The 15,243-nt window shown below is 50.0% G+C and carries 16 protein-coding genes; 10 read left to right on the top strand and 6 right to left on the bottom strand.

Going from position 1 to position 15,243, the window contains the following annotated elements; genetic code table 11:
* Both secD and secF read left to right on the top strand, forming a co-directional pair.
* Positions 1–1,296: protein translocase subunit SecD (gene secD, locus VJY99_RS01385; protein ID WP_324115618.1), on the top strand; the 1,296-nt coding region annotated here is incomplete at its 5' end.
* Between the two features lie 10 nt (positions 1,297–1,306).
* Positions 1,307–2,278, top strand: coding sequence for a protein translocase subunit SecF (gene secF / locus VJY99_RS01380; RefSeq protein WP_324115616.1), 972 nt, complete (start codon positions 1,307–1,309; stop codon positions 2,276–2,278).
* A 72-nt stretch (positions 2,279–2,350) separates the two neighbouring features.
* Here the strand turns inward: secF and VJY99_RS01375 are convergent, their stop codons facing one another.
* Entirely contained in the window at positions 2,351–3,235 is an 885-nt protein-coding gene (locus tag VJY99_RS01375; protein WP_324115615.1) for a nucleoside-specific channel-forming protein Tsx, read from the bottom strand.
* Between the two features lie 378 nt (positions 3,236–3,613).
* A complete protein-coding gene (locus VJY99_RS01370; RefSeq protein WP_324115613.1) occupies positions 3,614–4,174 on the bottom strand; it encodes a DUF3251 domain-containing protein in 561 nt (186 codons plus the stop codon).
* 150 nt (positions 4,175–4,324) lie between these two features.
* On the opposite strand from VJY99_RS01370, the gene nrdR reads away from it, so the two are divergent.
* The 6 genes from nrdR to pgpA all read left to right on the top strand — a co-directional run bounded on the left by nrdR (position 4,325) and on the right by pgpA (position 8,472).
* Entirely contained in the window at positions 4,325–4,774 is a 450-nt protein-coding gene (gene nrdR / locus VJY99_RS01365) for a transcriptional regulator NrdR (RefSeq protein WP_064549177.1), read from the top strand.
* A gap of 5 nt (positions 4,775–4,779) precedes the next feature.
* A complete protein-coding gene (gene ribD, locus VJY99_RS01360; protein ID WP_414641553.1) occupies positions 4,780–5,898 on the top strand; it encodes a bifunctional diaminohydroxyphosphoribosylaminopyrimidine deaminase/5-amino-6-(5-phosphoribosylamino)uracil reductase RibD in 1,119 nt (372 codons plus the stop codon).
* 80 nt (positions 5,899–5,978) lie between these two features.
* Complete coding sequence (ribE, locus tag VJY99_RS01355) at positions 5,979–6,449, top strand: 6,7-dimethyl-8-ribityllumazine synthase (protein WP_324115609.1); 471 nt, start codon at positions 5,979–5,981, stop codon at positions 6,447–6,449.
* A 20-nt stretch (positions 6,450–6,469) separates the two neighbouring features.
* Entirely contained in the window at positions 6,470–6,889 is a 420-nt protein-coding gene (gene nusB, locus VJY99_RS01350; protein WP_324115607.1) for a transcription antitermination factor NusB, read from the top strand.
* 112 nt (positions 6,890–7,001) lie between these two features.
* The gene (thiL, locus tag VJY99_RS01345; protein WP_324115605.1) at positions 7,002–7,979 is read left to right on the top strand and encodes a thiamine-phosphate kinase; all 978 of its coding nucleotides are present in this window, start codon (positions 7,002–7,004) and stop codon (positions 7,977–7,979) included.
* On the top strand, positions 7,966–8,472 hold the full coding sequence (gene pgpA, locus VJY99_RS01340; RefSeq protein WP_324115603.1) for a phosphatidylglycerophosphatase A: 507 nt from the start codon (positions 7,966–7,968) through the stop codon (positions 8,470–8,472). Before thiL ends, pgpA begins: the two co-directional genes overlap by 14 nt.
* Before the next feature lie 69 nt (positions 8,473–8,541).
* On the opposite strand, the gene VJY99_RS01335 is transcribed toward pgpA, so the two are convergent.
* The 4 genes from VJY99_RS01335 to xseB form a co-directional block, all read right to left on the bottom strand.
* A complete protein-coding gene (locus VJY99_RS01335; RefSeq protein ID WP_324115601.1) occupies positions 8,542–9,516 on the bottom strand; it encodes an aldo/keto reductase in 975 nt (324 codons plus the stop codon).
* A 185-nt stretch (positions 9,517–9,701) separates the two neighbouring features.
* Positions 9,702–11,564, bottom strand: coding sequence for a 1-deoxy-D-xylulose-5-phosphate synthase (gene dxs, locus VJY99_RS01330; protein WP_324115600.1), 1,863 nt, complete (start codon positions 11,562–11,564; stop codon positions 9,702–9,704).
* Between the two features lie 72 nt (positions 11,565–11,636).
* The gene (gene ispA, locus VJY99_RS01325) at positions 11,637–12,536 is read right to left on the bottom strand and encodes a (2E,6E)-farnesyl diphosphate synthase (RefSeq protein WP_324115598.1); all 900 of its coding nucleotides are present in this window, start codon (positions 12,534–12,536) and stop codon (positions 11,637–11,639) included.
* The gene (gene xseB / locus VJY99_RS01320; protein ID WP_324115596.1) at positions 12,537–12,779 is read right to left on the bottom strand and encodes an exodeoxyribonuclease VII small subunit; all 243 of its coding nucleotides are present in this window, start codon (positions 12,777–12,779) and stop codon (positions 12,537–12,539) included.
* Between the two features lie 191 nt (positions 12,780–12,970).
* On the opposite strand from xseB, the gene thiI reads away from it, so the two are divergent.
* Positions 12,971–14,422 carry a tRNA uracil 4-sulfurtransferase ThiI gene (gene thiI, locus VJY99_RS01315; protein ID WP_324115593.1) on the top strand — a complete coding sequence of 484 codons (1,452 nt, stop codon included), beginning with the start codon at positions 12,971–12,973 and terminating at the stop codon, positions 14,420–14,422.
* Between the two features lie 81 nt (positions 14,423–14,503).
* The gene (locus tag VJY99_RS01310) at positions 14,504–15,238 is read left to right on the top strand and encodes a GntR family transcriptional regulator (protein WP_324115591.1); all 735 of its coding nucleotides are present in this window, start codon (positions 14,504–14,506) and stop codon (positions 15,236–15,238) included.
* Positions 15,239–15,243 lie beyond the last annotated feature (5 nt).

Genomic DNA, 15,243 nt, shown 5'->3' with positions numbered 1-15,243 from the left:
ACGCGTGATGACGCTATCTCTTATTTAACTCCACGCCATCGTGATCTGGTGATTTCTGCTCAGGGCAGCAACGCATTGCGTGCTGTAATGACGGATGCTCGTCTGAGCGAAGCACGTGAATATGCTGTTCAGCAGAACATTAATATCCTGCGTAACCGTGTAAACCAACTGGGTGTGGCTGAGCCTCTGGTACAACGCCAGGGTGCAGATCGTATTGTGGTTGAATTGCCAGGTATTCAGGACACCGCGCGTGCGAAAGAGATTCTCGGCGCAACAGCGACACTTGAGTTCCGTCTGGTTAACACCAACGTTGACCAGTCAGCGGCAACTTCTGGCCGTGTGCCAGGTGACTCTGAAGTGAAACAAACCCGTGAAGGTAAACCGGTTGTCCTGTACAAGCGTGTGATTCTGACCGGTGACCATATCACTGACTCCACTTCCAGCACCGATGAATACAACCAGGCTCAAGTGAATATTTCACTGGATAGCGCGGGTGGTAACATCATGTCTAACTTCACCAAGGACAACATCGGTAAACCGATGGCAACCCTGTTTGTGGAGTACAAAGACAGCGGTAAGAAAGATGCGACAGGTCGTTCAATTCTGGCGAAACAAGAAGAAGTTATCAACGTGGCGAATATTCAGTCGCGCTTAGGTAACAGCTTCCGTATCACTGGTATCGACAACCCGAATGAAGCTCGCCAGCTCTCTTTGCTGCTTCGCGCGGGCGCATTGATCGCACCCATTCAGATTGTTGAAGAACGTACCATCGGTCCAACCTTGGGTATGGAAAACATCAAGCAAGGTCTGGAAGCGTGTCTGGCGGGTCTGGCGGTTTCAATCATCTTTATGCTGTTCTTCTATAAGAAGTTTGGCCTGATTGCGACTTCTGCATTGTTGGTAAACCTTGTCATGATCGTAGGGATTATGTCTCTGCTGCCAGGGGCAACGTTGACCATGCCGGGGATTGCGGGGATCGTGTTAACCCTTGCCGTCGCCGTCGATGCTAACGTATTGATAAACGAACGTATTAAGGAAGAGCTTAGTAACGGGCGTTCGATACAACAGGCTATCCACGAAGGTTATCAGGGCGCGTTCAGCTCTATTTTCGATGCTAACATCACGACGCTTATCAAGGTCATCATCCTCTATGCCGTAGGCACCGGGGCAATTAAAGGCTTTGCGATCACGACCGGTATTGGTGTGGCGACGTCAATGTTTACCGCAATCGTCGGTACCCGTGCCATCGTAAACCTGTTGTACGGCGGCAAACGCATTAACAAGCTGTCTATCTGAGGAGTGCGTTGTGGCACAGGAATATACTGTTGAACAATTAAACTACGGCCGTAAAGTCCATGACTTTATGCGCTGGGATTTCTGGGCTTTCGGCATCTCCGGGCTCCTGCTAATCCTTTCTATCGCCATTATTGGGGTAAAAGGTTTTAACTGGGGTCTGGATTTCACCGGCGGTACGGTCATCGAAATCTCGCTGGAAAAACCAGCCGATTTGGACTTGTTGCGTGGCGCGCTGGAGAAAGCTGGGTTCCAGGATCCTCTGATTCAGAACTTTGGTAGCAGTCGTGACATCATGGTGCGCATGCCACCTGCCCACGGGGAAACCGGTGGTCAGGTATTAGGCAGCAAGGTCCTTAACGTGATTAACGAAGCGACCAGCCAGAATGCCGGTGTAAAACGTATTGAGTTCGTCGGCCCAAGCGTCGGTGCAGACCTGGCTCAGAATGGTGCTTTAGCGTTGTTAGCTGCACTTATCTCCATTCTGATTTATGTCGGTTTCCGCTTTGAATGGCGTCTGGCTGCCGGTGTGGTTATTGCGTTGATGCACGACGTAATCATTACCCTGGGCGTGCTGTCGTTATTCCACATTGAGATTGACCTAACCATCGTCGCGTCGTTGATGTCGGTTATCGGTTACTCACTGAACGACAGTATCGTGGTATCAGACCGTATTCGTGAGAACTTCCGTAAGATTCGTCGCGGTACACCTTATGAGATCTTCAACGTTTCTTTGACGCAGACTCTGCATCGTACGTTGATCACCTCTGGTACCACATTGGTTGTGATTCTGATGCTGTATCTCTTCGGTGGGGCAATGCTGAAAGGCTTCTCACTGACGATGCTTATCGGTGTTTCTATCGGTACTGTTTCTTCCATTTACGTCGCGTCCGCGCTGGCGTTGAAACTGGGCATGAAGCGCGAGCACATGTTGCAGCAGAAAGTGGAAAAAGAAGGTGCGGATCAGCCGTCGCTTCTGCCTTAATCATCAGGTTGTTAACTGATAATAAAAACCGCAGCCATGGTGCTGCGGTTTTTTTAATGCTTCAGACGTTTATCAGAAGTTGTAACCCGCGACCAGATAACCACCCCAGCCGGTAGATCGTACGCTGAAATCGCCGCTACCAAAGTTCAGGCTTGCATCATCTGACCACTGACCACCATTGTGCCAGTAACGTGCAACCACAGAATAGTGCCAGTGATCGTAGTTCAGTGCCAGGATGTGGCTAGAGGCAATAGAGTTGCTGGTACGAGCATTTTTGCCGTTATTGTCGATAAAATTGTCATTGCCCAGATCTGAACCCCAGTCAAAGTTGGTGAACCCGATGTAGCTCAGGTTACCGCCCCACAGGCTGGTAATCGGCACAAAGTATTTCACTTTGAAACGGTAGCCATCCCACTCATTTTCGTTGGATGCGCCATAGTTCTGCCATTGGTATTTTGCGTACACGTTCAAAGACAGGCTCATTGGTAGGCCCGTGTCAATATCAGTACCCAGACCCATGTACCACGTGCTCTGGCGGTCAGCGTCGCTGCGACCCATATCGTAGATATAGTTGTTCGCAACATACCACTCTTTGAATGGACCAAATGCCAGGCTGGTGTCAGTCAATTTATCAATGGAGAAGCGCGGTTCGATTTCCATAAACAGTGGAGAACCGTGGTTCCAGATACCTTTAGCTGTGCTGTTACCGCCGAAGAATACGGGGGCATCGATGTAACCGTAGAAATCGAACCAATCTTTCTTAGTGAAAGCTTCATATTCCAGATAGGTATCGTTACGGATCTGCGGCCCGAAGCGGGTGTGGTAACTGCCCACAACGTTGACGCTTTGGTGCCACCAATCAGAGAGGTATTCAGTATTTTTTGCATCTTCGGCGTGAGCCGTCAAAGAGCTTGAAAGCGCCAGGACGGTGCTGACTGCCAAAATAATTTTTTTCATATTTTATGCCACTGTTTTATACATGATTCCCGTGAGAGCGGGGGTGTGTGATCACCTAAGGTCATCAACCATTCAGCTGGTTTTTTATTGACGCACCTATTATAGAAATCCCTGCTCACAAAAATATGTTTCATTTCACATTATCGTCACATACGTAATCGATTGCTTTCACGTTTTTGTACTTTCCAAACGGTCGAGATAGAACCTGGTTCGTGAATTTAAGGATGCGCATGACTAGTTGTTACATATTTATGTGACTAAGATCACTGGTTTTAGTGATGGGATAAGCGGCTTTTTTCGAATTTCATCAGGAGAGATGTAACATAAAAATATAAATGTTAGTGAGGATTACCCCCGCAGATGCAGGGGTGTTGCCTATTATTGGCCTGGTAATGCTTGAGAAGGGGCAATCGGCTGGATGTCGTGGATACGCACAAAACCTAACTGCTCAGGTGAAAGACCCGAAAGCAGCAATGGAATGCTGATATCGCTCGGTGCGAGCACACTCGCCGGGGCATTGAATTGTTGCGTGTGTACATTCACTTCCTGGTAGTTATCGGTGGTGCCTTGAATTTGACCCCATTCTACTTTGCCCGTGAAAGCGGGAAGTGGATGAGTAGACTCACCTTTAATTATCAACATTGCACGGCTGCCGTTGGCCTCCGCTGTGACGCCACTCAGAGACATTTGCAAATTGCCTAATTGGCTGTTCAGGCGTGCCGGTGTGTTTGAACCGGGTAATAAATACACACCCGTTGTCGATTTGGCATTCAGCGCATTCTGCTGGGTCAGCTTGACGGTTTGGTCGGTGAGTTGTGTCATTTGTTGATTTAAAGAACCCACTTCGCTCTTCATCTGTCGCACTTCGGTTTGTTGGGCACAAGCGCTGAGATTGACCAGGCTGGAAAATAAGATAATTCTTAGGTAACTGTTTGTCATAACTCGATTTTCCTTAAAGTTTTATCCTGATTTAAGCGTAGCTGTTCACCAATGAAAAGTCATATTTCTCGGGATAATGTGGCATGCCTTTGTACTCCAGCCACTTCGCGGTAAACTATTGTTCATCTGAATAATCCTCCAGGACGCGCCATGCATTGCCCATTCTGTTTCGCAGTTGACACCAAAGTGATTGATTCCCGGCTTGTCGGCGAAGGGTCTTCCGTGCGTCGCCGTCGTCAGTGCCTGGTTTGCAATGAACGTTTCACGACTTTTGAAGTGGCGGAGTTGGTGATGCCGCGTGTGGTAAAAAGTAATGATGTTCGTGAACCGTTTAATGAAGACAAACTGCGTAGCGGTATCCTGAAAGCCCTGGAAAAACGCCCTGTTAGCTCGGACGACGTGGAAATGGCAGTGAACCACATTAAATCCCAGTTGCGCGGAACCGGTGAGCGTGAAGTCCCAAGCAAAATGATTGGCAATCTGGTAATGGAACAGCTTAAAAAACTCGATAAAGTGGCGTATATCCGCTTTGCTTCGGTTTATCGCAGCTTTGAAGATATCCGTGAATTTGGCGAAGAAATCGCCCGCTTACAGGATTAATGCTGATGTTGCTTGATGAAAAATTTATGGCGCGTGCGATGCAATTGGCAAAGCGTGGCCGTTTTACAACGACGCCTAACCCAAATGTCGGCTGTGTGATTGCCAAAGACGGTGAAATCGTCGGTGAGGGTTTTCACTTTCGCGCAGGTGAACCCCATGCGGAGGTGCATGCTTTACGTATGGCGGGTGAAAAAGCACGCGGCGCCACGGCGTATGTCACGCTTGAGCCTTGCAGCCATCACGGACGCACGCCACCTTGCTGTGAAGCGTTAATAGCCGCGGGTGTTTCGCGTGTCGTTGCCGCGATGCAGGATCCTAATCCACAAGTTGCTGGCCGTGGGTTATATGCGCTGAAACAGGCTGGTATTGAAGTCAGCCATGGTTTGATGATGAATGATGCTGAGTCAATCAACCGCGGTTTCCTGAAACGAATGCGTACTGGTTTCCCGTTTATTCAACTTAAACTGGGGGCGTCTCTTGACGGGCGTACCGCGATGGCGAGCGGCGAAAGCCAATGGATTACCTCGCCTGAATCACGTCGCGATGTGCAACGCCTGCGAGCGCAAAGTTCAGCGATTCTGAGTAGCAATGCCACGGTTCTTGCTGATAATCCTTCGTTGACTGTGCGTTGGAATGAATTAGATAGCGCGACTCAGGCGATTTACGTCGAAGAAAACCTGCGCCAGCCAACGCGTATTATTCTCGACCGCGAAAACCGCGTGACGCCACAACATAAAATCATCACTCAAACGGGCGAAACCTGGCTTGCGCGTTGTAACGCTGACTCACAAGAGTGGCCTGCAAGCGTCGAGCAATTTATCGTACCAGAACATAACGGCCATCTTGATCTGGTGGTGATGATGATGCTATTAGGCAAACGTCAGATAAACTCTATTTGGGTGGAAGCGGGTCCAACACTTGGTGGTGCGCTGCTTCAGGCCGGTCTTGTTGATGAGTTGATTGTCTACGTTGCACCGAAATTATTGGGCAACGATGCGCGTGGCTTGTGTAACTTGCCAGGGCTTGAAAAATTAGCCGATGCGCCCGAGTTTAGCTTTAGTGAGGTCCGTCAGGTCGGCCCTGATTTGTGCCTGCATTTGACGCCGCGATACGCCGGCTTGTAAAACGTAAGCAGGCACGAAAAGATTGTGATAAAATCCGCCCCCCTAGTTGCGGGGCTAAACAGAACCCGTAAAGGAAGATTATGAACATCATTGAAGCAGCCGTTGCTACTCCAGACGCTCGCGTCGCCATCACCATCGCGCGTTTTAACAATTTCATCAATGACAGCCTGCTTTCCGGTGCAATTGACGCCCTGAAACGTATCGGTCAGGTTAAAGATGAAAATATCACCGTGGTCTGGGTTCCGGGTGCTTATGAACTGCCACTGGCGGCTGACGCTTTGGCAAAAACAGGTCGTTATGATGCAGTGATTGCGCTGGGTACCGTTATTCGTGGCGGCACAGCTCACTTTGAATATGTTGCTGGCGGTGCTAGCAATGGCCTGGCACATGTTGCTCAGGAAAGTGGTATTCCAGTCGCCTTTGGCGTGCTGACCACTGAAAGTATTGAACAAGCCATCGAACGCGCTGGCACAAAAGCCGGTAACAAAGGTGCAGAAGCTGCACTGACCGCGCTTGAAATGATTAATGTATTGAAAGCCATCAAGGCCTGATTTTTTGTAAGGGGAAATCTGTGAAACCTGCTGCTCGTCGCCGTGCCCGTGAGTGTGCCGTTCAGGCGCTTTACTCCTGGCAGTTATCTCGAAATGACATCGCTGATGTCGAATACCAGTTCCTGGCTGAACAGGACGTCAAAGACGTTGACGTTAACTACTTCCGCGAACTGTTGATCGGGGTGGCTACTAACAGCGCGTATCTGGATGGGCTAATGAAGCCTTATCTGTCTCGCCAGCTCGAAGAGTTGGGTCAGGTAGAAAAAGCGGTTCTGCGTATCGCACTGTTTGAGCTTTCCAAACGTGATGACGTGCCATACAAAGTTGCGATTAACGAAGCCATCGATCTTGCGAAAACCTTCGGTGCCGAAGACAGCCACAAGTTCGTGAATGGTGTTCTTGATAAAGCTGCTCCGCATATTCGTCCCCGCAAAAAGTAATCTTCAGGCCGGTTAATTCCGGCCTGTTCTTTATTCTGTATCCGTTAGCATTCGAGTTGCAGCCACACCCCCGCAGCTTGAAGGATGACGGCTATATTCAGAGGCATAACGCATGGCATGCGGTGAGTTTTCCTTAATTGCCCGTTATTTTGATCGCGTAAGCAGTTCCCGCCGCGATGTGGAAACCGGAATTGGCGATGATTGTGCATTGCTAACGGTAGCCGAAAAGCAGGTCCTTGCGATCAGTACCGATACACTTGTCTCGGGCATTCATTTCTTGGCTGATATTGACCCTCGCGATTTGGGTTACAAAGCGCTGGCGGTAAATTTAAGCGATCTGGCCGCAATGGGCGCTGACCCTGCCTGGTTGACGCTAGCCATTACCCTTCCTGAAGTCGATGAAAGCTGGCTTGAAGCATTCAGCGATAGTCTGTTTGAACAACTCGAATACTACGATATGCAGCTGATTGGCGGCGACACAACACGTGGGCCACTTTCTATGACACTTGGCATTCATGGTCTGGTGCCAGTTGGCCGTGCGCTTAAACGCAGCGGTGCGCGTATTGGCGACTGGATCTATGTTACTGGCACGCCAGGAGATAGTGCTGCTGGGTTGGCAATCTTGCAGGATCGTTTAACCGTCAAAGATTCCGTACAAGCGGCATATCTGAAGCAACGCCATTTGCGTCCAACGGCTCGAATTTTACACGGCCAGGCACTGCGTGATCTGGCGAGCAGCGCAATTGATCTTTCTGACGGGTTAATTTCCGATTTGGGTCATATCCTTAAAGCCAGTGAATGTGGCGCGCGCGTTGATCTCGACGCTCTGCCATATTCTGATGCCATGAAAGCGAATGTCAGTGCTGATCAAGCTCAGCGATGGGCACTTTCTGGTGGCGAAGATTACGAACTGTGCTTTACCGTGCCAGAAATAAACCGTGGCGCACTGGACGTGGCAATCGGCAATCTTGGTGTTCCGTTTACCTGCATAGGTCAGGTAGGGCCTGCGTCAGAAGGGCTACAGTTCTTGCAAAATGGCAAACCGGTAACACTGGATTTAAAAGGATACGACCACTTTGCCTCGCACTAAAGATGTGGCTAAAAGCCGTCTTAAGCTCAGCAATCCGTGGCATTTACTCGCCACCGGATTTGGTAGCGGGCTAAGTCCGATTATGCCTGGTACCGCGGGTTCGCTCGCGGCGATCCCGTTCTGGTATTTGCTGACCTTGCTACCGTGGCAACTCTACTCCATGGTCATTATGCTCGGTATTTGTATCGGGGTTTACCTCTGCCACCAGACCGCGCGTGATATGGGTGTTCATGACCACGGCAGCATCGTGTGGGACGAGTTCATCGGCATGTGGATAACCCTGATGGCACTGCCCATTAACGACTGGCGCTGGGTGGCAGCAGGCTTTGTGATTTTCCGTATCCTTGATATATGGAAGCCGTGGCCAATCCGCTGGTTTGATCGCAACATTCACGGCGGAATGGGGATCATGGTGGATGATATCGTCGCGGGTGTTATTTCTGCGGGGGTTATTTATCTGATTGGGCACCATTGGCCGATTGGCCTGTTCTAATGTGAAGCGGATAACTTTGTCGCGATAAGCATTGAGATGGCGGGTTAGCTTGAGCAACCCGCCATTTTTTTACTTAAATCCAACCTTTTCATGCGGGCGATAAACCATCTCCAGCTCCGCAATCTCCGCGGGTTCCAGTGTTAAGTCCACCGCCGCCAGTAAATCATCCAGCTGATGTTCACGAGACACGCCAATAATTGGCGCAGCAATACCCGGCTTACTCAGCAGCCACGCCAGTGCCACTTGCGCGCGCGTAACACCTTTATCTGCCGCAACATTCGCTAGTCGCTCCGCAATGAGCGCATCGTTTTCATGGCTGGAATCGTATAGATTTTTACCGACTTCATCGGAGACTGAACGTGCGGTGGTCTCGCCCCATGGACGAGTCAGTTTGCCCCGAGCCAGTGGGCTCCACGGGATCACCGCGATCCCTTGTTCGTAGCACAGCGGCAGCATATCGAGTTCTTCTTCACGATAGATCAGATTGTAGTGATCCTGCATGGTGACAAAACGCGCCCAGCCATGTTGATCCTGCAAAGCTAGTGCTTGAGCCAACTGTGAACTGTGCATCGACGAAGCACCGATATATCGTGCTTTACCTGCTTTCACCACGTCATTGAGCGCTTCAAGAGTCTCTTCAATTGGCGTGTTGTAATCCCAGCGGTGGATTTGGAATAGGTCGACGTAATCGGTTCCCAGGCGGCGTAGGCTGTCATCGATCGAACGCATAATCTGCGCACGCGAAAGGCCTTCTGCTAAATCACCCACCGGGAAGTAAACTTTGGTGGCGAGGACGGCATCTTCACGGCGCATGAAATCTTTCAGGGCGCGTCCGACAATCTCTTCGCTGCTACCGTCGGAATAGCTATTGGCGGTATCAAAGAAATTAATGCCGTTATCGATAGCGTGTTTGATGACAAGACGGCTGCTTTCTTCGGGAAGCGTCCAGGCGTGATTGCCACGGTCTGGCTCACCATAGGTCATACAACCCAGGCAAAGACGCGAAACCCTGAGGTCTGTTTTTCCTAACGTGTTGTATTGCATGGTTCCACTCCTGCATAATTTTACTCGTCATACTTCGAGCCGCAGGGGGGTTGGCTGCATTCGTTCACCCCAGTCACTTACTTTAGTCAGCTCCTGGGGATTCACTCTTTTGCCGCCTTCCTACAACTCAAATTATTTTGAGTAATAACAATCATTATTCAGCATAGCAGGAGTGGAGGAGGGGTTTATTTAAGCCAGTCGCAGATCCGGGTTTCCATGCCGATGGCATCCAGGCCGATGGCGGCGCGCGCCTCTTCTTGGGTACCTTGCGGAATAAAGTAATCTGGTAACCCAATATTCAGAACGGGTACCACTCTACGGTTGGCCATCAACACTTCATTAACGCCGCTGCCAGCACCACCGATTATGGCATTTTCTTCAATGGTCACTAACGATTCATGGCTGGCTGCTAATTCGAGAATTAACGCTACATCAAGCGGCTTCACAAAACGCATGTCGACCAGTGTCGCATTGAGTGATTGTGCAACGGCTTCGGCTTCTGGCAACAGCGTGCCAAAATTCAGCAGGGCGATTTTTTCACCTTCACGCTTCTTCACACCTTTGCCAATTGGCAAAGATTCCAGCGGTTGCAACTCAGCACCAGTGCCATTGCCACGCGGGTAACGCACGGCGCATGGACCCTCATTGTAGTGATAACCGGTGTGCAGCATCTGGCGGCATTCGTTTTCATCGCTTGGCGTCATGATGACCATTTCTGGAATGCAGCGCAGGAAGGAGATGTCGAACGCCCCCTGGTGGGTTTGCCCGTCAGCACCGACTATCCCCGCGCGATCAATGGCAAATAACACGGGCAACTTCTGGATAGCGACATCATGAATCACTTGATCGTAAGCGCGTTGCAGGAAGGTCGAATAAATCGCCACAACCGGTTTGAAACCGCCAATCGCAAGGCCTGCCGCAAAAGTCACGGCGTGCTGTTCAGCGATGGCGACATCAAAATATTGCGACGGATACTTGCGTGAAAACTCCACCATGCCTGAACCTTCACGCATTGCAGGCGTCACAGCCATCAGCTTGTCGTCAATTGCCGCGGTTTCGCATAACCAGTTACCGAAGATTTTCGAATAACTTGGCAAGCCACCAGCCGTTTTCGGTAACGTTCCGCTTTGTGGATCAAATTTAGGTACCGCATGAAAACTGATCGGGTCTTTTTCTGCAGGTGCATAACCACGACCTTTCTTGGTCATGATATGCAGGAATTGCGGGCCGCTCAGGTCACGCATATTCTTAAGCGTATTGACCAGGCCGACAACATCATGCCCATCAACCGGGCCAATGTAGTTAAAGCCTAACTCTTCAAATAACGTTCCCGGCACCACCATGCCTTTCAGGTGTTCTTCGGTACGTTTCAGCAGTTCTTTGATTGGCGGTACGCCGGAGAAGACTTTCTTCCCGCCTTCACGCAGCGAAGAATAGAGTTTGCCGGAAAGCAACTGGGCGAGGTGGTTGTTCAACGCGCCGACGTTTTCGGAAATCGACATTTCATTGTCGTTGAGGATAACCAGCATATTTGGGCGAATATCACCGGCATGGTTCATCGCTTCAAACGCCATACCTGCGGTGATTGCACCATCACCAATCACACAAACGGTACGACGGTTTTTCCCTTCTTTTCCCGCAGCAACCGCAATACCAATTCCGGCACTGATTGACGTCGAGGAGTGACCCACACTAAGTACGTCATATTCGCTCTCGGCGCGCCACGGGAAGGGGTGTAAGCCGCCTTTCTGGCGGATAGTGCCAATTTTGTCACGACGGCCAGTAATGATTTTATGCGGATAAGCCTGATGACCGACATCCCAGATCAACTGGTCGAACGGGGTGTTATACACATAGTGAAGCGCCACGGTCAGTTCTACCGTGCCAAGACCTGAGGCAAAGTGCCCGCTGGAACGGCTTACGCTATCAAGCAGGTAGCGACGCAACTCGTCACACAGTTTCGGTAAGCTTTCTTTGGGCAACAGGCGTAGTTCTGGAGCAGATTCCACCAGTGCGAGGGTCGGGTATTTGGCAATATCAAAACTCATTAGAAACTCATCGTGGTGTTTTACCCTTCATCCTTCAAGCCTCTGCCTGAATGCCAAAGGGTAAGTTAATCATTATTTATCACGTTGGATTATGTAGCTCGCTAACGCTTCCAGTGCAGTAGTGTCTAACGACTGGCGAGCAAGTCCTTCCAGCGCACGGAGAGATTCCTGATAGAGATCCCACGCTTTAGTTTTGGCATTGGACAGCCCAAGCAACGCCGGATAGGTACTTTTACCCAGTTGCTGATCGGCGCCCTGGCGTTTACCCAATGTAGCGGTATCGCCGATGACATCGAGAATATCGTCCTGTACCTGGAATGCCAGGCCGATGCTATCTGCATAATGGTCGAGCAAAGGCAGGGCGTTACGGCCCGCATCACCTGCGCTCAATGCGCCCAGACGAACAGCCGCACGAATTAATGCACCTGTTTTATGACGATGAATACGCTCAAGGCTTTGTAGATCAACCTGCTTGCCTTCGGCTTCCAAATCCAACGCCTGGCCACCACACATTCCGGCAACCCCGCTGGCAGTTGCCAATTCTTTTACCATCGCGAGTCGGTCTGCAATCGCCACACCCGCCATTGGGGCATCACTTAGTATAGAAAACGCCAACGTTTGTAGGGCATCTCCAGCTAATATGGCGCTTGCTTCACCGAATTTGATATGGCAGGTCGGTTGCCCGCGACGCAAATCGTCGTCATCCATGGCCGGTAAATCGTCATGAATCAAAGAGTAAGCGTGGATGCATTCAATTGCCGCAGCAGGGGCATCCAGGGTTTCTTGCGCTATGCCAAACATTTCACCGGTCGCGTAGACGAGGAAAGGGCGAAGTCTCTTGCCACCAAATAGTGCACCATAGTGCATTGCCTCAACCAGAGGAGTGTTCTGAAACGGTAGCGGCGCTAAAAAACGCTGCAGCGCATCGTTGGCCCGCTGGGCGTGGGCCTGCAACTGATGGTTAAAATCCATTTACTCGTTATCCGGGGTAAAAGGCTTGAGTGGGGCGTCTTCGCTATCGTTTAGCAGGATTTGCACGCGTTGTTCTGCTTGTTGCAGTTTCACCTGACCTTGACGTGCAAGTTGCACACCACGTTCAAATTCATTTAATGCCTCTTCGAGTGCTAAATCGCCGCTCTCAAGACGAGTAACTATCTGCTCAAGCTCCACAAGCGCAGTTTCAAAACTGGTAGGCACTTCGGTTTTTTTCGGCATAGTGAATGTCTGACTCTAATAATTTTTGCGACTCTGCCATGGTAGCGGAGTCATTTGTGTAACGCTATGGCAAGCTGTTAGTGATATACTTTTGCGCCTCGGATGTAACGGCGCTGTCGCCGCTGCAATTCTTTAAGTCCCTCAGCCCGCATGTTTCAACATGTATGGCTCACCAACAAATCATGAGCGCCATGAAGTTTATCATTAAATTGTTCCCGGAAATCACAATCAAGAGTCAATCTGTGCGCATACGCTTTATTAAGATGCTCACCGGGAACATTCGCAACGTTTTAAAACACTACGATGAAGATCTTGCGGTTGTTCGCCACTGGGACAACATTGAAGTTCGCGCTAAAGATGAAAATCAGCGTATCGCCATTCGTGAAGCGCTAACCCGTATTCCAGGTATTCACCATATTCTGGAAGTTGAAGATGTGCCGTATACCGACTTGCACAATATCTTCGAACAGGCGCTGGAACTTTATCGCGAGCAATTGGAAGGCAAAACCTTCTGTGTGCGTGTGAAACGTCGTGGTAAACATGAATTCAGCTCGATTGAAGTTGAACGTTATGTTGGTGGTGGCCTTAATCAACACATTGAATCAGCGCGCGTAAAACTGACCAAGCCGGATGTCACGGTTAATCTGGAAATCGAAAACGATCGTCTGCTGCTGGTAAAAGGCCGTTACGAAGGTATTGGCGGCTTCCCGATTGGTACGCAAGAAGATGTACTGTCATTGATTTCAGGTGGTTTCGACTCCGGCGTTTCCAGCTATATGCTGATGCGTCGCGGCTGTCGTGTGCATTATTGCTTCTTTAACCTCGGTGGTGCAGCGCACGAAATCGGCGTTAAACAAGTGGCGCACTATTTGTGGACGCGTTTTGGTAGTTCCCACCGTGTGCGTTTCGTGGCGATTAACTTCGAACCCGTCGTAGGCGAAATCCTCGAGAAAGTTGAAGATGGGCAGATGGGTGTGGTGCTCAAGCGTATGTTTGTACGTGCGGCTTCCAGAGTCGCTGAACGTTATGGCGTGCAGGCGCTGGTAACCGGCGAAGCGCTGGGCCAGGTTTCTAGCCAGACGCTGACCAACCTGCGTTTGATCGACAACGTTTCCGATACGCTCATTCTGCGTCCGCTAATCTCTCATGATAAAGAGCACATCATCGATCTGGCGCGTGAAATTGGTACTGCTGACTTCGCGCGTACCATGCCGGAATACTGTGGTGTTATCTCGAAAAGCCCAACTGTGAAAGCAGTGAAAGCGAAGATTGAAGCGGAAGAAGCCAATTTCGATTTCTCTATTCTTGACCGCGTGGTTGAAGAAGCGACCAATATCGACATCCGTGAGATAGCCAATCAATCCAAAGAAGTGGTAACGGAAGTTGAAACGGTTGACGCATTTGGCCCGAATGATGTGCTGCTGGATATTCGTTCTATCGACGAGCAAGATGAGAAGCCATTTAAGCCAGAAGGCGTGGAAGTGGCGTCACTGCCATTCTATAAACTGAGCACCGCATTCGGCGATTTGGATCAGAGCAAAAATTATTTGCTGTGGTGCGATCGTGGTGTGATGAGCCGTTTGCAAGCACTGTATCTGCGTGAGCAAGGCTTTGATAACGTGAAGGTTTATCGTCAGGAATAAACGTATCTGGATTTACCCTCTCACCCATGCCTTCTCCCTGTGGGTGAGGGCATCCGGCGCAAAATATCCAGCGAGATTGCCATGCAAAAAGTGCACAAGTACATTGAGATTAAGGAACGCATTAAGAGCGGTATCCTTAACCAGATCTACAAAAAGGGTGAAAGCATTCCCTCCGAACGTGAACTGGCAAGTCTGTATGGTGTCACTCGTGTGACAGTGCAAAAAGCGGTGGATAGCCTGGTGCAGGAAGGGTTTATCGAGCGCATTCACGGCAAAGGAATGTTCGTGCTGAAAAACAGCACTGCGAACGTGTATCTTTTGAACAATGAAACCAGCGACAGTATTCTGGGTTTTTCCCGTGAATTTCAAGGCCGAGTAAAGGTCAGCAGCCAGCTTTTGGCCTTCAACGTCATTCAGGCGGATGCTACGCTTGCTCAACATCTGGATATTTCAATCGGGGACAACGTCTGGTTTATACGTCGTATTCGCCTGCTTGATGGTAATCCGGTATTAGTGGAAGATACTAATATTCCGCAGAGCGTGATTGCGACAATCCCGGATACCATTCTCAAAGAAAGCTCTTTGTACGGCTATATCGAAGAGTACACCGGTAAGAAAATCAAAGACGCCGACTCGATTATTGAAGCCGCGCTGTTTGATAATGAGCTTGCACCGCTGCTTAATATCTCCAGTGGGCAGCCGATGTTGAAAATTACCGAAGTAACCCGCCTGGCTGACAAAACGATATTTAACTATTCAATCAGCTACAACCGCGCCGATATTTTCCGAGTCAAGAATCTACGAATCGAACGCTAGCAGGC

It is taken from the genome of Buttiauxella sp. (assembly GCF_035271705.1).
Classification (GTDB): domain Bacteria; phylum Pseudomonadota; class Gammaproteobacteria; order Enterobacterales; family Enterobacteriaceae; genus Buttiauxella.
Note: the sequence above shows the minus strand (reverse complement) of the source record. Positions and strands in the feature narration are given on the sequence as shown.